The 17,720-nt window shown below is 46.8% G+C and carries 15 protein-coding genes and 1 pseudogene; 8 read left to right on the forward strand and 8 right to left on the reverse strand.

Annotation, left to right across the window (positions count from 1 at the left end; translation table 11 throughout):
- The first annotated feature begins 93 nt into the window (after window positions 1–93).
- The 4 genes and pseudogenes from gcl to ACJHX7_RS15575 all read left to right on the forward strand — a co-directional run bounded on the left by gcl (window position 94) and on the right by ACJHX7_RS15575 (window position 4,738).
- Window positions 94–1,820: pseudogene (gene gcl / locus ACJHX7_RS15560) on the forward strand (glyoxylate carboligase).
- Between the two features lie 12 nt (window positions 1,821–1,832).
- Entirely contained in the window at window positions 1,833–2,615 is a 783-nt protein-coding gene (gene hyi, locus ACJHX7_RS15565; RefSeq protein ID WP_094030260.1) for a hydroxypyruvate isomerase, read from the forward strand.
- Window positions 2,616–2,633: 18 nt separating this feature from the next.
- Window positions 2,634–3,521 (forward strand): 2-hydroxy-3-oxopropionate reductase, encoded by an 888-nt coding sequence (locus ACJHX7_RS15570; protein WP_094030261.1) that lies wholly within the window; start codon window positions 2,634–2,636, stop codon window positions 3,519–3,521.
- Between the two features lie 74 nt (window positions 3,522–3,595).
- Entirely contained in the window at window positions 3,596–4,738 is a 1,143-nt protein-coding gene (locus ACJHX7_RS15575; RefSeq protein WP_094030262.1) for a glycerate kinase, read from the forward strand.
- 55 nt (window positions 4,739–4,793) lie between these two features.
- On the opposite strand, the gene ACJHX7_RS15580 is transcribed toward ACJHX7_RS15575, so the two are convergent.
- From ACJHX7_RS15580 to ACJHX7_RS15595, 4 genes are all read right to left on the reverse strand, one after another.
- On the reverse strand, window positions 4,794–6,335 hold the full coding sequence (locus ACJHX7_RS15580) for a BCCT family transporter (RefSeq protein WP_094030263.1): 1,542 nt from the start codon (window positions 6,333–6,335) through the stop codon (window positions 4,794–4,796).
- 300 nt (window positions 6,336–6,635) lie between these two features.
- Window positions 6,636–8,000, reverse strand: coding sequence for an FAD-dependent oxidoreductase (locus tag ACJHX7_RS15585; RefSeq protein WP_094030264.1), 1,365 nt, complete (start codon window positions 7,998–8,000; stop codon window positions 6,636–6,638).
- Between the two features lie 17 nt (window positions 8,001–8,017).
- On the reverse strand, window positions 8,018–9,286 hold the full coding sequence (locus ACJHX7_RS15590; protein ID WP_000203402.1) for an MFS transporter: 1,269 nt from the start codon (window positions 9,284–9,286) through the stop codon (window positions 8,018–8,020).
- A gap of 67 nt (window positions 9,287–9,353) precedes the next feature.
- Complete coding sequence (locus ACJHX7_RS15595) at window positions 9,354–10,436, reverse strand: glycerol dehydrogenase (RefSeq protein WP_001519424.1); 1,083 nt, start codon at window positions 10,434–10,436, stop codon at window positions 9,354–9,356.
- 324 nt (window positions 10,437–10,760) lie between these two features.
- On the opposite strand from ACJHX7_RS15595, the gene dhaK reads away from it, so the two are divergent.
- The 3 genes from dhaK to ptsP are packed head-to-tail and all read left to right on the forward strand — an operon-like array spanning window position 10,761 to window position 14,855.
- A complete protein-coding gene (gene dhaK / locus ACJHX7_RS15600) occupies window positions 10,761–11,825 on the forward strand; it encodes a dihydroxyacetone kinase subunit DhaK (RefSeq protein WP_000733759.1) in 1,065 nt (354 codons plus the stop codon).
- Window positions 11,826–11,837: 12 nt separating this feature from the next.
- Window positions 11,838–12,470 carry a dihydroxyacetone kinase subunit DhaL gene (dhaL, locus tag ACJHX7_RS15605; protein ID WP_000701653.1) on the forward strand — a complete coding sequence of 211 codons (633 nt, stop codon included), beginning with the start codon at window positions 11,838–11,840 and terminating at the stop codon, window positions 12,468–12,470.
- A 3-nt stretch (window positions 12,471–12,473) separates the two neighbouring features.
- A complete protein-coding gene (gene ptsP / locus ACJHX7_RS15610; protein WP_094030266.1) occupies window positions 12,474–14,855 on the forward strand; it encodes a phosphoenolpyruvate--protein phosphotransferase in 2,382 nt (793 codons plus the stop codon).
- A gap of 47 nt (window positions 14,856–14,902) precedes the next feature.
- On the opposite strand, the gene iraD is transcribed toward ptsP, so the two are convergent.
- The 3 genes from iraD to ACJHX7_RS15625 form a co-directional block, all read right to left on the reverse strand.
- Window positions 14,903–15,286 carry an anti-adapter protein IraD gene (gene iraD / locus ACJHX7_RS15615; protein WP_000986218.1) on the reverse strand — a complete coding sequence of 128 codons (384 nt, stop codon included), beginning with the start codon at window positions 15,284–15,286 and terminating at the stop codon, window positions 14,903–14,905.
- Window positions 15,283–15,366 carry an iraD leader peptide IdlP gene (gene idlP, locus ACJHX7_RS15620; RefSeq protein WP_120795393.1) on the reverse strand — a complete coding sequence of 28 codons (84 nt, stop codon included), beginning with the start codon at window positions 15,364–15,366 and terminating at the stop codon, window positions 15,283–15,285. Before idlP ends, iraD begins: the two co-directional genes overlap by 4 nt.
- A gap of 115 nt (window positions 15,367–15,481) precedes the next feature.
- The gene (locus tag ACJHX7_RS15625; protein WP_269217157.1) at window positions 15,482–15,625 is read right to left on the reverse strand and encodes a hypothetical protein; all 144 of its coding nucleotides are present in this window, start codon (window positions 15,623–15,625) and stop codon (window positions 15,482–15,484) included.
- A 332-nt stretch (window positions 15,626–15,957) separates the two neighbouring features.
- Here ACJHX7_RS15625 and ACJHX7_RS15630 point away from each other — a divergent pair, with 332 nt between their 5' ends.
- Entirely contained in the window at window positions 15,958–16,788 is an 831-nt protein-coding gene (locus tag ACJHX7_RS15630; RefSeq protein WP_094030267.1) for a DUF2686 family protein, read from the forward strand.
- 140 nt (window positions 16,789–16,928) lie between these two features.
- Here the strand turns inward: ACJHX7_RS15630 and uxuR are convergent, their stop codons facing one another.
- Entirely contained in the window at window positions 16,929–17,702 is a 774-nt protein-coding gene (gene uxuR / locus ACJHX7_RS15635) for a Uxu operon transcriptional regulator (protein ID WP_025210144.1), read from the reverse strand.
- Between the last annotated feature and the right edge of the window lie 18 nt (window positions 17,703–17,720).

Raw genomic sequence — 17,720 nt, forward strand, 5'->3', positions numbered from 1 at the left:
TTCTGCCCTTTTATTTCCTCAAAGATATTTCGTCGTTAAATTCCAAAATTGACTGACTATTCAACTCAGCGTAAATATCAGGAGAAATAATGTATGGCGAGGATGCGTGCAATCGAAGCTGCAGTAGAAATACTGAAAAAAGAAGGCATTAGCGTTGCTTTTGGTGTACCCGGCGCAGCAATCAACCCACTCTATGCCGCGATGAAAAAATCAGGCGGTATTGATCATATTCTGGCCCGTCATGTTGAGGGCGCCTCGCATATGGCTGAAGGTTACACCCGCAGTCAGAATGGCAATATTGGCGTGTGTATTGGCACATCAGGCCCTGCGGGCACTGATATGATTACGGGGCTTTATTCCGCCTCTGCGGATTCCATTCCTATTCTCTGCATTACTGGTCAAGCTCCCGTAGGAAAACTTCATAAAGAAGATTTCCAGGCCGTCGATATTGAGGCTATCGCCACGCCAGTGACCAAAATGGCCCGCACAATTCTCGAAGCGGGTCAGTTACCGGGAATATTCCAGAAAGCCTTCTGGGAAATGCGTTCAGGCCGCCCTGGCCCGGTTCTTTTGGATCTCCCTTTTGATGTTCAGATGACCGAAATTGAGTTTGATATCGATCTCTATCAGCCACTCACTCCCTGGAAACCCCAGGCGACGCTGGCCCAGGCAGTACGTGCATTGAAAATGCTTAACAGTGCAGAAAAACCAGTCATCATTGCTGGCGGCGGCATTATTAATGCCGAAGCGAGCGAACTGTTGCGCGAGTTTGTTGAGTTAACCGGCGTTCCCGTTATTCAAACCTTACGCGGTTGGGGCGCATTATCAGACGATCACCCTTTAATGATTGGCCGCATGGGATGTCAGGCGGGTCACCGCTATGGTAACGCCAGTTATCTTGCCTCTGATTTTGTTTTTGGCATCGGTAACCGTTGGGCAAACCGTCATACTGGAGCCATTGAAACCTATACAGAAGGCCGCAAATTTATTCATGTTGATATCGAGCCAGCGCAAATTGGCCGGATATTTGCGCCGGATCTGGGTATTGTTTCAGATGCTGAAAGCGCCTTAACGTTATTTATTCAGGTTGCCCGTGATATGAAGTCGCGCGGAGAACTGAAAGACCGTAGTATCTGGGCTGACGAATGTGCCGAGCGTAAACGTACAATGCTCCGCCGCTCAGACTTTGACTGCAATCCGATTAAACCGCAGCGCGTGTACCATGAAATGAATAAGGTTTTTGGGCCAGAGACGCGCTATATTTCGACAATTGGTCTGGCGCAAATTGCTGCGAACCAATTTTTGCATGTTTACCGCCCACGCCACTGGATTAATGCCTGCTAGGCTGGACAATGCCCGCAGCATTGGGCGCGGTAAAAGCAGATCCGTCTGTTCCCGTTGTGGCAATATCCGGTGATTACGATTTTCAATTCTTGATCGAAGAGTTAGCCGTCGGCGCACAATTTAATCTTCCATATATCCATATTTTACTTAATAACGCTTACCTTGGTTTGATTCGTCAATCACAACGCGCATTTGATATTGATTATTGCGTTCAACTGTCATTTGAAAATATTAATGCTCCCGAAATTAATGGTTATGGCGTTGATCATAAAGCTGTGGTTGAAGGATTAGGATGTAAAGCTATTCGCGTATTCGCCCCACAAGATATTGGGCCTGCACTGCAAGAAGCCCAGCGTTTGCGTGACGAATTTCACGTACCTGTTGTCGTAGAGATTATTACCGAGCGCGTGACTAATATCGCTATGGGACCTGACATTAATAAAGTCACAGAATTTGAAGAAACTCTCGACTTATAAGGAAACAGGATTATGGCAAAGTTTGCAGCGAATTTATCTATGCTCTTTACCGAGTATCCATTTATTGAACGTTTTGCACAGGCAAGTCACGCAGGATTCCACGGCGTTGAATATCTTTTTCCCTATGACTTTTCCACTGACGAGCTGGCTTCGCAACTGCATCAACATAATCTGACTCAGGTTTTGTTTAATCTTCCTGCGGGTAACTGGCAAGAGGGTGAACGGGGTATTGCATGTCATCCTGGTCGGGCAAAAGAATTTCAGGAGGGTGTTTGCAGAGCGATAGAATATGCCCAGGCCCTTAATTGTTCACAAGTTAACTGCCTTGCGGGGAAACATCCAGGTGGTTATTCGCATGAACAATGTCATGAAACACTGGTCGAAAATTTGCGCTATGCGGTAGATAAATTGGCTTCTCATGGGATAAAGTTAGTTCTGGAAGCCATTAATACAAAAGATATTCCCGGTTTTTTTGTTAACAACACCAGACAAGCCCTCAATATTATTCATGATGTAAAACATCCTGATTTGCGCTACCAATACGATATTTATCATATGCAAATTATGGAAGGGAATATTGCTATTACGATAAAAAACAATCTGGATAACATTGGACATATTCAATTAGCCGATAATCCAGGACGTCATGAACCTGGCACGGGAGAGATTAATTATCCATGGTTGCTGGATTATATTGATCAGTTAGGATATCAGGGGTGGATTGGTTGCGAATATATACCATCCACGACCACGATGGAAAGTCTACGCTGGCTCAAAAACGAGACGCATATTTAACCTATAAGGATATTTATCATGAATATTGGATTTATCGGCACAGGTATAATGGGTAAGCCGATGGCTTATAATTTACAACAGGCCGGACATACCCTTTATTTTTCAGCACATTTTGAACCTGCACCGCAAGAACTGATTGGTGAGCGTGGCCATGTTTGCTCTACACCGCGTGAAGTCGCGCAGGAGTGTGAGGTCATCATCACCATGCTCCCTGATACACCGCATGTTGAAGATGTTCTTTTTCATCCTCACTATGGCGTAATACATGGTTTAAGCCACGGGAAAATTGTGATTGATATGAGTTCAATTTCCCCGGTTGCCACCAAAGTATTTGCACAACGTATTATCGCGGCAGGCGCGGAATATATCGATGCGCCCGTCTCTGGCGGTGAAGTTGGCGCGAAAGCTGGAACGCTTTCCATTATGGCTGGCGGACGTGAAGACATTTATTTGCAGATCAAACCGATTCTGGAATTGATGGGTAAAAATATCACTCTGGTCGGTAACGTCGGTGATGGTCAAACGTGCAAAGTCGCTAACCAAATTATTGTTGCATTGAATATTGAAGCGGTGGCTGAAGCCTTGCTCTTTGCCAGTAAATCAGGTGCCGATCCCGCCCGCGTACGTGAAGCTCTGATGGGGGGTTTTGCTTCCTCTCGTGTATTGGAAGTTCATGGCGAACGGATGATCAAAGGGACATTCGCCCCTGGTTTTCGAATTAGCCTGCATCAAAAAGATCTGAATCTGGCACTGGAGAATGCTCGCCTGTTGAATACCCCGCTTCCTAACACGGCTATGACGCAACAATTATTTAGCGCCTGCGCCGCGCTTGGTGGTAAAGAGTGGGATCATTCTGCGCTAATTCGGGCGCTTGAAACACAAGCCAATTTCACTATCCGTAAATAATGAATTAAGGGAACCACCGGTTCCCTTCGTTCACTCGTTGCCCTGCCCCATTCCCCTATTTTGAGAGACCTGCTATGAAGATAGTTATCTCCCCCGACTCCTTTAAAGAATGCCTTCCCGCATGGAAAGTCGCCGAAGCGCTGGCAACCGGCTGGCGCAAGGTCCTGCCTGGCAGCCAACTGGTGTGTTTGCCCGTGGCTGACGGCGGCGAAGGCACGCTCGAAACACTCATTCATGCGACTGACGGTACGTTTTACACTAAAAAAGTCACCGGACCGCTTGGCGAATCAATACATGCGCAATACGGTATTTTAGGCAACCAAACCACCGCAGTGATAGAACTGGCACAAGCTTCAGGGCTAGAACTGGTTTCTCCTGTCCAGCGTTCTCCCCTTTATACGACGTCGTTTGGCACTGGCGAACTTATTCTCGCCGCCCTGGAACACAATATTGATACCGTTATTCTATGCCTGGGTGGCAGTGCTACAAATGATGGCGGTATTGGGTTGATGTCGGCACTTGGCGCATCGTTTACAGACGCCGAAGGGCAATCAGTCTCCGTTAATGGGATGGGGCTGGCGGCAATTCACCACATTGACTTACAGCACCTCGATCCACGATTGAAAAATGTGAAATTTATTGCAGCCTGTGATGTCACCAACCCACTAACCGGCGATAACGGCGCGACTCGGGTTTTTGCTCAACAAAAAGGGGCCAGTGCTGACAACCTTGAGCAACTGGAACAGGGAATGAAAAACTATGCCCGTTGCATCTACCGTTGTTGTGGTAAAGAAGTCGATACGATACCCGGTTCTGGGGCGGCTGGCGGCGTTGGCGCGGCCTTGATGGCTTTTCTCGATGCTCGCTTACAACCGGGTATTTCGCTCGTGCTGGAAGCGATTCAATATACCCAACATTTAAAATATGCAGCATTGGCGATTGTCGGTGAAGGTAAATTAGACCGTCAAAGCCTGAATGGCAAAGCACCTGTGGGGGCGGCCAAAATCGCCCAGATGATGGGCGTTCCGGTTATCGCAATTGCCGGGTATATCGATGATCAACTTGATTTGAATGAGTTACGCCAGTGTGGAATCGAAGCCTGTTTTTCCGTCGTCAATGGTCCTTGTGATTTACCCACCGCGCTGAGTCAGGGGGAAAATAATTTAATTCGTCTCGGAGAAAATTTGGCAGGGTATTTTCATGCAGTCCTGAGTTAATTCCCGTTCGGTAAAATGCCCGATAATGCAAATTACCGGGCATTCCTGAACATCATTATTCATCTCTCGCGGTTTTCTCTTCAGCCGCAAACTGTGTCAAAAAACTCTTCAATAAAATAAACACTACGCCGCAAAGCGGTAGTCCGGCCAGTATAGAGACCGTTTGTAGCGGTTGCAGACTTTGCGCATCAAGAAGATAGAGTGTGATGGCGACGATTCCGGTCATAATCAACCAAAATGCCACGTTCCAGAATGCCGGTTCACTCTCACTATCTGCCCGTTTTTGCGTCGCAAAACCGAGGGCATAACCCACAGTACAGTGTCCGGTAATATATGAAATTAATGCTATAGCCCCAAAAGCAACCAAAAACACCTGACTTGCGGGTAGCTGCTCCAGTAAACGAGAAACGACAACGCCTCGCCCTTGTTCGTTAAGTATGGGAACAAAATCGATGACATGAGTTGTCTGCAACGATAAGCCGAAATTAGCCAGTACCATGTAAAAAACCATGCATCCCAATGAACCTGCCAGAGTTCCACATACAATCAATTGCCGGATCGTCCTTCCTTTTGAAATACGGGCGATAAATAAACCGAATGGGATGGCATACACGACCCACCATGAAAAATAAAATACGGTCCACATCTGTGGAAATCCGCTACGACCAATAGCATCGGTACTTAAACTCATCGCTACAAAATTTTGCAGCATCAGGCCGAAACCATCAATTGATTGGTTAAGTATAAAAGCTGTCGGTCCACAAATCAGTATTGCCAGTAGCATAAAAATATCGGCACGAATATTCCAGTTACTGGCCCATGCCACACCTTTTTTAAGTCCAAAAAAGAGAATTAATAATGGCACTAGCGTCCAGATAAAAATAACCATGACATTGATAAACTGCCCGGCAGGATCCAGATGGAACACATGGCAAAATACGGCAGAAATCATCGGCGTTCCCAGCGCCAGAGACGTTACCGCGCCGCCGAGCAAACCAAACATGTAGAAAAAATTCACACAATGCCCGCAAAAACCATCAGCACGTGCCCCCAGACACCCACGGCATAAATCACTGACCTTTAATGAGTTCGTTTTCTTAACATGCATAAACCAACCAATGGGAACGGCACAAATCAGATACCATGCCCATGCGGACGGCCCCCAATGGAACATGCCATAAGCAGAGGCCCAACGAGCAGCCTGAGCGCTTCCTGCTGCCGCGCCAAAAGGCGGTTGCTGAATGATCCAAATCCACTCTACAGAGGCCAGATATAACAAGCTGCCCCCCGTTCCAGAAGTAAAAATAAGTCCAAGCCAGGTTAACAAGCTGAAGTCAGGTTTTTCTCCCGACTGACCTAACAAGATATCGCCATAACGTGAGAAGGCCAGCCACAGACAACAAAGTACAACCAGAAAAGTCATGACCAGAAAAATCCCGCCCATTTCCCAGGTTAAAAAATGATGTATTTTATTTATATACCGGCTGGTATCTTGTGGATATATCGTCAAACACAGAATGATTACCGCAATAAATAATATTGCTGGGATAAACACATTCAGTTCAATCAAAGAAAAGCGTTTTTTTAAATATTGCATTTCAGTCTCCTGAATGTTTTCATTCAATGAGGACGAATATTTCGCCGTTCCTTTTTCATGTGTTGCAATTGTCGGGAAAGGCGTAAAGAAAAAAAGGCGCAAATAAGTGAAAGTACCGCAATACAATACAGAGCTAAACCACACTGATGCTGTTGCAGCATGAACAGGAATATCCCCAAAAAGAGGCCGCAGAGAACTGTGGTTATCCAGTAATTGGCACTTAAGTGCTCAAGGTCATCATCCCTCATGGTCTTTCTCCTGCAAGGCGCAGAGAGGCTTTCAGCTCTCTGCGCCTTGTTGTTATGCCAGACGTACGCCCTGCTGTTGCAGCGTGTTTTGCAAATCAGGAATAGCAACCTGACGCACGGTGCAATGTTGCTGTAGCGAAACCACGGCGGCAGTGCCTGCGGCCTCACCGGTAACGGCACAACACATCATGTTGCGCATAGAAGTATGTGCAACTACGCCTGCGGAAATACAGCGACCGGCGACCAAAAGGTTCTCCACTTTTTGTGGCACCAGACAGCCATAGGGGATCTGAAAGAAACGCCCGGTCGTTGGCAAAATGAGATAACCGGAACCATCAATAAATTCCGGGAAAATCCCTACACTGTCCGAACAACGCCCCTGATTAAGGACGTAATCATCAGCAATACGTATTTCCCCCTCAATAAGCCGTGATTCGCGTGTACCCAGCGTGGCGCCAAAATTGCGTAACCGTACATTTTCAAAGCCCGGAACATAATGGCGTAGAGCGTCAATTGCCCATAATGCTTGCTGCCTTCCGGCGATTTCTGCTTTGGTTAAATCGAAGACATCGGTACAGTCAAAACCAAAGGCGTACACCATATTCATCTGAAACGCTTCGCCGCTTTCAGAAAAGGTTGACCAGGTTCCGGCAATCGCCTGGGCGTCGCCAGGAATCACACCATCCTGCTGCGCCCGGGTAAAAATATCCTCCATATAAGGGCTAAACATCGGGTCTTCTTTGCCCGTGGTTTGAATCGTCCAGTTTTTTCCCCAATCCGCGTAGGTCGGCTTAAGTTCTTCCGCAACAAAACGGTTAAAGCGCGCCACATCGACACCTGCGCAACTGAACATCACGGTGACGCCCATCAGTTGGTCTTTTCCCCGTTTCGTCCAGGGCGCGCCTGCACGAGCAGCAATATCAGCATCCCCCGTGCAATCGACGATTCTTTTCGCCAGAATTGCCCCTCGTCCTGATTTGTTCTCGACAATAACACCGCATAACGTATCCCCTTCCTTGATCACATCCACAACCCAGGAGTGATATAACGGCTCAACGCCAGCTTCCGTTATCATCTGATCGGCAACAACTTTAAATCCTTCAGTATCTATAACTTCGCTAATTGACTGAGGTTCTGGTCGCGTGAAGCCCAATGCTCGCGCGCGGCCTTCATATTCACGACAAATCCCTTCACAATCTTCCGTCCCCGGATGGCGATACCAGGCAAAACTTTCCACACCAACCTGCGTCAATACGCCGCCTAGTGAGCCGTAACGCTCAACAATCATGGTTCTGGCACCTAGCCGCCCCGCCGCTATCGCCGCCGTTAATCCTGCCGGACCGCCCCCGATAACCAGAACGTCCGTTTGTGCAATGACTGGCGTTTGCCGTGCACTTTCATTAATCATGTCCACCATTGGTTCCCCCATCAGATTCAGGATGCACAATCCGCATTGTTTTCAGTGATTTCATTGACTTGATTTTTACTTTTACGATTCACACGCTGGAGGACCAGTGCGGCGATAAGGCCGATGAATGCGCAAACCAACATGAACAGGAAAACATCCTGATAACCGGCAATACCCGGTTTGCGGTCGACCATATTGCCCACCATCGTGTAGCAGTAGATTTCCGGGAAATAGGTCAGTAAAGAGATCAGACCCGCAGCAGTCCCTGTGACTTTTGCCGGGATCCGAACCTCATCAATAATTGAGAAGAACACGGCATTCGCAGAGTAAATAAACACGCCCAACGCAACCATATTCGCCAGCGCAATAGTGACGTAGCGCGACTCACCGGGCAGGAAGAAATAAACGGTAGTAAAGACAATCATGCCGATAAAGGCGTAAATCATAAAACGCGTGCGTGACGCACAGCGGTCGGCCAGTTGTCCGCCAATTAATCCCCCCATCGCAAATAACACATAGGCGCGAAGAATACTGGCAACTGCCACTTCCGATTCGCCCATATGCAGGATCTGCGTGAGATACGGCGTGACCATGCCAAAGCCGATATAAATTGACCACATACAAAAGGTCACAACACCTGCCAGCCAAACCGTCGGCATTTTCAGCACGAATGCCATATCTGCCAGACGGAAATTCGCTTTATCTTCGCTGTGCGTTTCATCCTGACAAACAAACCAGGCTAAAACACCTGCCAGAATAGTCACTACGGAATAAAAAATAATTGTCGCCCGTAAACCATCAACACCTTCGCCAAATTTGGCAAATACCGGCACGGAAAGAAATCCCAGTACAATGGAGGTTAATCCCTTACCCAGAAACCAGTAACCGTATAAGCGACCTTGTTCTTCGCTGGTTCCCAGGGTACGAATAATTCGCACACACACGGCCCAAAACGTAAATACGGTTGTAACAGCCCAAAGTGCATGTAACAAACAGATCATAGTATACGAGGGGAAGGTCGCATAATAAAAACCACTTATCCCGGTGGAAATTAATGAAAAGGTCATTAATTTACGTGCAGAAAATCTATCGGCAGCCCAACCGCCAGGTAGATATAATAAAAAGTTCACCAGACCATAGGCTGTCATTAGAAAACCAAGTTCAGCATTAGTCGCTCCTGTAGCCTGCTGCATCGCGTCGTAATAGGTTTCCCGTAAATAAGGCAATTTATATATTGCACTTCCGGCAATACCACATAACGCCAGCGTGATCCAACGTTTCCAGTTACTGGTCATATTTATTCCCGAATGAAGTATTTAAAATGACACCAACGGCCTGCTTTGCACAGGCCGTATTATTTTTTTAAAGTCCCAAATGATGTGCAGTTAAAATTGCGCAAAGAACGTCCTGCGCTGTTACTACGAATGGCATATTATGGATAGTTTCCCCTTCAGCAGTCGCGGCTTCAGCCACTGCCCGTAATTTATCTTTATTAATTTCCTTCACGCCTAACATATGAAGATTTGTCGGCAGACCAACGCTATGGCAGAAATTGAGTACGGTTTCAATTTCCTCCTGTGGTGCGTTTTCCAGTACGAGCTGTACCAGGACGCCAAATGCCACTTTTTCACCGTGGTAGCAATGATGGCATTCCTCCAGTTGCGTCATGCCGTTATGAATGGCATGAGCTGCCGCCAGGCCGCTACTTTCAAATCCAATGCCGCTAAGATAGGTATTAGCTTCGATAATATTCTCTACCGCTTTGGTGCTAACACCTTGTTCAACCGCGACTTTTGCCTTATAGCCATCTTCCAGTAGCGTGGTATAACAGAGTCGGGCAATAGCCAGTGCCGCCAGTGTCGACGCCCCACCTGCCATTGTGGCTTTTCCTGACGCCTGATTGGCTCTCGCCTCAAACCAGGTTGACAATGCATCTCCCATACCGGCCACCAGCAGACGCACTGGCGCGGCTGAAATGACGCCAGTATCCATAATCACCATATCCGGGTTTTTCGGGAAAAACAGATATTCGCTAAACTGACCTTCCGGGGTGTAAATTACTGCCAGAGAACTGGTTGGCGCATCTGTGGAAGCAATTGTCGGCACCACCACCACCGGAATTTTTTGGTAATACGCTACGGCTTTTGCCGTATCCAACGTTTTACCGCCGCCAATACCAATAACGACATTATATTTACGCTGATTAAATTTCTCACGAATTCGAGAAATTTCATTTTGCGAGCATTCACCACAAAAGATATCAAAATCTGCAGTAATATTTTCTTTTGCAAAGCTCTGGCTTACTCTGTCACCCACCAGACCGGTCACAAATTCATCTGCAATAATTAATGGTTCTGTTCCCAAACTCGCCGCATATGTAGCAATATTATCCAGAGAACCATTTCCCTGGATATATTTAGCCGGACTTATAATAATCTTATCCATATCATTCCTCGCGTAACTTGTTTTGCTTCACTGTTAACCTACTCGTTGCATCCAGTGGCGGCAAACATTTCATTCGCGAAAAATTATGTTTTATGATCGCGCTGTAAAAAACATCATTCCAAAGCAATAATAAAAATATTTTTTATGCTTTAATCACAAACCCCTAATCTTGTCACCGATCCCATTTCATTTTGGAACAACACAATGAATTAACTGTTTCATTATGAATCTTATTATCGTGCGATTTGTTTTATTGCGGCTGGAGAATTAATCTCGCAAGCATATTTAGCGCGATTTACGTAATTTATCAGAACAGGAATGACTATGAAGAAATTAATTAACCAGATTGATTCTGTTGTCACAGAACAAATGGAAGGACTCATCGCCACCTGGCCACACCTGCAGGCAAATTACGCGCCCCGATATGTGTGGTGCAAACAAACCGATAATGCAGTGGCGCTGATTTCAGGCGGCGGCTCAGGCCATGAACCACTGCATGCAGGTTTTGTCGGTATGGGAATGTTAACCGGTGCATGTCCTGGTGAAATCTTCACATCGCCCACACCAGACCAAATGATCGAATGTGCCAAAGCGGTTGATAATGGTTCTGGCGTTCTGTTTTTCATCAAAAATTACACTGGCGATATTCTGAATTTCGAAACGGCAGTCGAGATGTTACACGAAGAAGGCATCGCCGTTGGGACCGTCATTATTGATGATGATGTAGCGGTAAAAGATAGCCTGTATACAGCCGGACGTCGCGGTGTTGCGGGTACAGTTTTTGTTGAAAAGATTGTCGGTGCGGCTGCACTTCAGGGATATAACCTGGGGCAGTGCGAGCAACTTGGCAAAGATGTTAACAATGCCACCCGTTCTTTTGGCATCGCACTGTCAGCCTGTACGGTTCCCGCCGCGGGAAAACCCTCATTTGAACTGGCTGATAATGAAATCGAATTTGGTGTCGGGATCCACGGTGAACCCGGCATTGAACGCCGCACTTTGCAAGATCTGAACACTTTAATCGACAGCGTGATAGCGCAATTACTGGATAATACCCCCTGGCGACGCACATTACGCCATTGGGATCGCCATGCGGGGGGATGGATTGACGCATCATCAATGAATGAGTCATTCGATCAAAATGCCGAATATATTGTGTTAATTAACGGACTTGGCAGCACGCCTGAATCAGAGTTATATGGTGTAGCCAGGGTATTTATGTGCGCCGCACAGCGCCAGGGAATTAAAATTAGCCGCCAGTTGGTCGGTAATTATTGTACATCATTAGATATGGCCGGATTTTCCATTAGCCTGCTGAAATGTACCCCAGAGTTTTTGCAACTTTGGGATGCCCCAGTCAATACGCCAGCGCTTCGTTGGGGATGTTAATAAGGACATTATATGAAAATTCAAAACAAACATGTTATTGCCTGGCTGGAGAGTTGTGCTGCACATCTTACTGAACAACAAGATTTTCTAACCGCACTTGACAGAGATATTGGTGATGCCGACCACGGCCTCAATATGAATCGTGGTTTCAGTGCAGTGAAAGCGACGTTGCCCGACATTGAACGTCAGCATATTGGCAATATTCTTAAAAATACTGGCATGAAACTACTTTCCAGCGTTGGCGGTGCCAGTGGTCCTCTTTACGGCACATTATTTATTCGCGCTTCTGCGGCAGTGGGAGCCAGAACAGAATTAACTCTGGAAGAGTGGCTGGCATGTCTGGAAGAAGGGATTGCAGGCGTTATCGCACGAGGAAAAGCAGAACAAGGGGATAAAACACTGTGTGATGTCTGGGTTCCAGTTCTCCACGAAGCCAAAAAGAACCTGCAAGCCGGAATGTCGCCTTCCCTTCTGCTGAATACGATGGTGCAAGATGCGGCAACAGCCGTCGATAACACCATCAATATGCAGGCGAAAAAAGGACGTGCCAGTTATCTCGGCGCTCGCAGTGTGGGCCATCAGGATCCAGGCGCGACCTCCTCCTGGCTGATGATTAAGGCTATGCAGGAAGGATTCGCGGGATAAATTATGGTTGCCATTGTTATTGTTTCTCATAGTCTACGTCTCGCCCAGGGGATTGAGGAATTAGCACTACAGATGTCTGGAGGGGACGTTCCTCTGGCCATTGCTGCAGGTATTGATGATCCGCAAAATCCGATTGGCACTGATGCTATTGCCATTATGTCTGCGATTGAATCGGTCTGGTCACCGGATGGCGTTCTGGTACTCATGGATATGGGCAGTGCGCTGCTTAGTACCGAGATGGCGCTGGAGCTGCTTTCTGAAGAGCAAAGAAGTGCAATTTATCTGCTCGCCGCCCCTGTAGTGGAAGGTACCATGTCAGCGGTAACGTCTGCCGCAGCGGGGCTTTCGGTGACGGAGATTATCGCTGAAGTGGATCTTGCGCTGTGTGCTAAACAGCAGCAACTCACGCCATCCTCAACTGCAGGCGAGGTTATTCCAGCAATATCACCAATCAATCATTGCGATGAATGGCAAACTTTTTGCTGGACGATACGTAATCCCCACGGCATTCATGCTCGTCCGGCAGCCAGCATCCTGAAAGTATCCGCACAATATTCGGCAAACATTATCGTCATCAAAGGCGATAAACGCGCCAGCACCCGCAGTCTCAACGAACTGGCAATGCTGGGCGTCCGCTGTGGCGATGAAATCATCTTCCAGGCCGAAGGCACCGATGCCAGTGACGCTCTCAAGGCAATTGAAACGTTGGCGAAAAATCATTTTGGTGAAGCTCACCTGCTCGCTTCTTCAGAGATTCCGCTAACGGAAACGCCGGTGGTCAGCGCCCCTGTCGATGGCGCAATATCAGGCTTGTCAGTACAAAATGGTATCGCTATTGGTCCTGTTAAATGGTTTACCTGCGAACGACCAGAAATTACGCAGCGCACCGTCGATTCTCCGCAAGAAGAGCTGTCGCGAATCGAGTCTGCTATCGACATTGTTGTTTGTGAACTTGCCGATAAAGCGGCAGGCCCTGAAGGCGATATTTTTGCCGCCCATAAAATGATGCTTGAAGATCCAGAGATTAACCGGCAACTACAACAAAGTCTGGCAAAGGGTCAACAGGCAGAATTCGCATGGTTAGAAGTCATGCAGGCATTAGCAGAGCAATATTGTCAGGCGGAAACACTGTATTTACGTGAACGCGAGGCAGATATCCGTGACCTTACACGTCAGGTACTGAACCAGCTTTGCGGGGTAAGTGAACAACACTTTATCACTACCGCGCCCTGCATTTTGTTAGCCAACGATCTGTTGCCATCACAGATAACCAGCCTGAATAAAGCACACATTCTTGGCATTTGTCTTCATAATGGCGGAACAACTTCACATACAGCGATCCTTGCCAGAGCAATGGGTATTCCTGCCATTGTGAAGGCAGCTATTACCCCGCAAAACGTCCGCGATAACGACACGGTCATTCTTGATGGTGAAACAGGCCGTTTGTGGCTACAGCCGGATGAGGTCACCCGCCTGGATTTACTGCAACGCGCCGAAGCATGGCGGCAACAAAGGGATCGTCAGTTAGCTGATGCCATGCTGCCCGCTGTCACGCAAGGTGGGCGAAAAATCAGCGTGCTGGCGAATATTGGTGACCTGCAAGATATTGAGGCTGCGCTATCTCACGGGGCTGAGGGCGTGGGTTTACTGCGCACAGAGTTTTTATTCCATGAGTCTGCAACATTACCCGATGAAGAAGAGCAGTTTCGCGTGTATTGTTCTGTTGCTCAGGCTTTTGGCGATAAACCAGTCACCATCCGCACTCTGGATATTGGCGGTGACAAGCCATTACCTTCGTACCCTTTACCCGCAGAGGACAACCCGTTCCTGGGACTTCGCGGTATCCGGTTGTGCCTGGCGCATCCGCAAATATTTATTCCGCAATTACGCGCACTTCTCCGGGCCGGGAAAGAATACCCAACGCTGCAAATTATGCTGCCGATGGTTTCAACGCTCGAGGAGGTCAACGCCGTCAAAACGCTGATACAAACGCAGGCAAAACTGCTGGGACTTACTGCAGAAAATCTTCCGGCGCTGGGAATTATGATTGAGGTTCCTGCTGCAGTCATGATTGCAGAAAAATTAGCCAGTGAAGTCGATTTCTTTTCCATCGGCACCAACGATCTGACGCAATATATTATGGCGGCAGACAGAGGAAATAGCACCGTCGCGGAACTGGTCGATTATCGTAATGACGCGGTGATTAACGCTATTGCTATGGTGTGTCAGGCCGGACGTAATAATGAAATTCCGGTCAGTATGTGCGGCGAAATGGCTGGAGATACCCAGCAAACAGCACGACTGCTCACCATGGGGATTGATAAGCTCAGTGCCAGTCCGTCCCGGCTTCCGGCCTTGAAAGCAGCAATCAGAACCTCCCACTAATTGTGACCTAACGCGATACGTCTTGCGCGTATCGCGTTTCCCGTCATTTACTGCGGCATCGTGCGATGCCAACTCCCCTTCTGCCAGACCAGATCAAACGTTAGCGGTTCATCGTCGTGGTACAGCATTATCTCAAGGCTGATCGCCAGCGTGTGGCAGTACGCTTCTTTCAAATTGACCTGCAACGCCGCAATCCGTGGCTCATGAAATAACAGTGCAGAACGCAGCTGACGGCAATACCAGCTCTGAAGATGTTTGTCGCTCTGGTTATGCAGTTGCCACTCGGGCATGCCTGAAACAAGTAATGACGGTAATGCCGAATGAGGAGAATTAAAAAGTGTGAGGAGATCGCTGCATACCGATTTACGCAGCGATGACGTTTTATTGCCTGAAATTTCAGGTAAAACAGCCTGAAGTGATTGGCGCATCATTTTGCGCACTCCTGACGTTTAGCAACATATGCGGCTTGCCCTGAACACCGGGCACCACTGTATTGATGCTCATTTTCCATAGCCATTCCCTTTTGTTCATTACATCCATGTCAGTCTGAGACAGGCCTGAATCCTGTCAGCAAAGTATAAAACCTTACTTGCCTATGAATATCTACTGACTTTTCAGGAAAAAAGTCATGATTTGATAAAAATCATCAAACTCAAAAAAAAACTGCTAGTATATTCTGAATATTCCGAATAGTTATGTAGATGAAAATACTTGTCACCGCCGCTACTTAATTCCGGTGGGAAATTATTTATTTCCGCATAATCAGCCATGTATTACTTGAAACAATTAGTTTGTAAATAATATAAATTGATAACATATCAAATACATCAAAAATACCATTCATAGGCATTATTAATATAGACATAAATATAGCAACATCAAATTCCAATTAGTAATAAGATATGCTTTTTAATTGCATGAAAATAATTTCAAATGAGCGTTTTTTGATACTTTAGAGTGTTTCCCACCCTTTAATATCACCGTGTAGAGTTGATATCACTACAACAGAAACATGCATGTCATTTTTTTACTTCTTTTTTACTACAGAAAAATTTATCTATTTTTCTAAACATCAGTGAAATACTCATAAAAGGTAACTATTATGTCTATGCCATTAAGCAATGCCGCTAATAACCAATTCAATACAAATAATCACTTCCTTCATCACCCAAGAGTCGACAATAAGTTAACACGTGAATATGAATATGCACGCATGGATACGGAAAATATCTATCTTCTGCCTCTTGCTCGTGGCAATAACCATAATTACGATGGAAAAAGTGTTGTCGAAATTAGAAAACTTAATATTAGCAAACAGTCCTGGCCATTTAATTATGTGACAGAAACATGCAGAGAATTCAATGGTATTACAACAACAGGACGTATGCTCTATCGAAACTTGAAAATCACCTCAGCTTTAGACGAAATATATGGTGGTATATGTAAAAAGGCGCATGCTGCCACAGAGTTAGCGGAAGGATTACAACTAAATTTATTTATGAAGAGCCCCTCCGATCCTGTAGAGGACTATACTGTGCATGAAATAACATTAGGCCCTGGCTGCAATGTTCCTGGTTATGCCGGAACCACGATAGGATATATTTCAACCCTTCCAGCTTCTCAGGCAAAAAGATGGACCAATGAACAGCCAAGGATTGATATCTATATTGATCAGATAATGACGGTAACAGGGGTAGCAAATTCTTCCGGATTCGCCGTTGCCGCATTACTTAATGCTAATATTGAGATGGGAAATGACCCAATAATTGGTATAGAAGCCTATCCCGGTACCGCGGAGATCCATGCAAAAATGGGATATAAAGTTATCCCCGGTGATGAAGATGCGCCACTCAAACGCATGACTCTGCAACCGTCATCTCTTCCAGAACTGTTTGAATTAAAAAATGGTGAATGGAATTATATTGGTAAATGACTACTGAGAAGAATGAGTACTAACATTCAGGTTATACAGATATTTAAACAATACCCTGCAATTTACAAAGTAATACTCATTGCGACTTCTTAATTTAAGAAAGCGCAAGGAACGTTTACCCTTGCGCTTATCATAATAAGTCAGGCGTCGACTTTATCCAGCGGCCATGAATCAAACAGATAGCCGTCAAAATAAATATCGTCAACGTTCGAGAATTCCAGCAGACGTTGCTTAACGTTTTCCAGATGCTGCCACATTGCCAACTTCGCCGCTCGGGCATCTTTTTTGATTAACGCGGCGAGGATCTGTTTGTGATCGCCCAACCACTCTTTGCGATACAGGCTGTCATCCAGATGGCTGTGCAATTGGATCCACATTGGATTGTTTTCCCGCCACTGCCAGGACTGACGGAATAGCTCCACCAGCATGCTGTTATGCGTCGCTTCGGCAATGGCGAGATGGAACTGCATATCACCGCTTTCGCTGCTGCCCGGCGCGCTGGAAGCCAGTTCACGCTCTTCCAGTTGCAATGCCTGACGCATTTTGACGATATCTTCGCGGGTAGCCTGCAAAGCGGCAAATTCCGCGATGTTACTTTCCAGTAACTGACGCGCCTGTAACAGCTCAAAAGGACCGGCATCATTACAGACGTTGGCATCCGGACTGTCTGTGTTCTGGCTGTCTGAGCTATCAAGAACATAAATACCGGCACCCCGGCGCACTTCCACCAGCCCTTTGATCTCCAGCATGATCAGCGCTTCACGTACCACCGTCCGCGTGACATCAAGCATTTCTGCAATTTCACGCTCCGGCGGCAGCCGTTCGCCAGGATTGTACGGCGTCTTTATGATCAGATCGCGGATCATCGCCCCGACTTCCTGGTAAGGTCTTTGCGCAGAGGTGACAGATTTCATGGTGTTGTGTCCGTTAGG

The organism is Escherichia sp. WS1451, from assembly GCF_046487365.1.
GTDB classification, from domain to species: Bacteria; Pseudomonadota; Gammaproteobacteria; order Enterobacterales; family Enterobacteriaceae; genus Escherichia; species Escherichia coli.

What these genes read in the sequence shown, in the direction of transcription:
- hyi (WP_094030260.1), top strand. Translation starts at nt 1,833, where the DNA reads ATGGCAAAGTTTGCAGCGAATTTATCTATGCTCTTTACCGAGTATCCA.
- ACJHX7_RS15570 (WP_094030261.1), top strand. Translation starts at nt 2,634, where the DNA reads ATGAATATTGGATTTATCGGCACAGGTATAATGGGTAAGCCGATGGCT.
- ACJHX7_RS15575 (WP_094030262.1), top strand. Translation starts at nt 3,596, where the DNA reads ATGAAGATAGTTATCTCCCCCGACTCCTTTAAAGAATGCCTTCCCGCA.
- ACJHX7_RS15580 (WP_094030263.1), bottom strand. Translation starts at nt 6,335, where the DNA reads ATGCAATATTTAAAAAAACGCTTTTCTTTGATTGAACTGAATGTGTTT.
- ACJHX7_RS15585 (WP_094030264.1), bottom strand. Translation starts at nt 8,000, where the DNA reads ATGGTGGACATGATTAATGAAAGTGCACGGCAAACGCCAGTCATTGCA.
- ACJHX7_RS15590 (WP_000203402.1), bottom strand. Translation starts at nt 9,286, where the DNA reads ATGACCAGTAACTGGAAACGTTGGATCACGCTGGCGTTATGTGGTATT.
- ACJHX7_RS15595 (WP_001519424.1), bottom strand. Translation starts at nt 10,436, where the DNA reads ATGGATAAGATTATTATAAGTCCGGCTAAATATATCCAGGGAAATGGT.
- dhaK (WP_000733759.1), top strand. Translation starts at nt 10,761, where the DNA reads ATGAAGAAATTAATTAACCAGATTGATTCTGTTGTCACAGAACAAATG.
- dhaL (WP_000701653.1), top strand. Translation starts at nt 11,838, where the DNA reads ATGAAAATTCAAAACAAACATGTTATTGCCTGGCTGGAGAGTTGTGCT.
- ptsP (WP_094030266.1), top strand. Translation starts at nt 12,474, where the DNA reads ATGGTTGCCATTGTTATTGTTTCTCATAGTCTACGTCTCGCCCAGGGG.
- iraD (WP_000986218.1), bottom strand. Translation starts at nt 15,286, where the DNA reads ATGATGCGCCAATCACTTCAGGCTGTTTTACCTGAAATTTCAGGCAAT.
- idlP (WP_120795393.1), bottom strand. Translation starts at nt 15,366, where the DNA reads ATGGAAAATGAGCATCAATACAGTGGTGCCCGGTGTTCAGGGCAAGCC.
- ACJHX7_RS15625 (WP_269217157.1), bottom strand. Translation starts at nt 15,625, where the DNA reads ATGGCTGATTATGCGGAAATAAATAATTTCCCACCGGAATTAAGTAGC.
- ACJHX7_RS15630 (WP_094030267.1), top strand. Translation starts at nt 15,958, where the DNA reads ATGTCTATGCCATTAAGCAATGCCGCTAATAACCAATTCAATACAAAT.
- uxuR (WP_025210144.1), bottom strand. Translation starts at nt 17,702, where the DNA reads ATGAAATCTGTCACCTCTGCGCAAAGACCTTACCAGGAAGTCGGGGCG.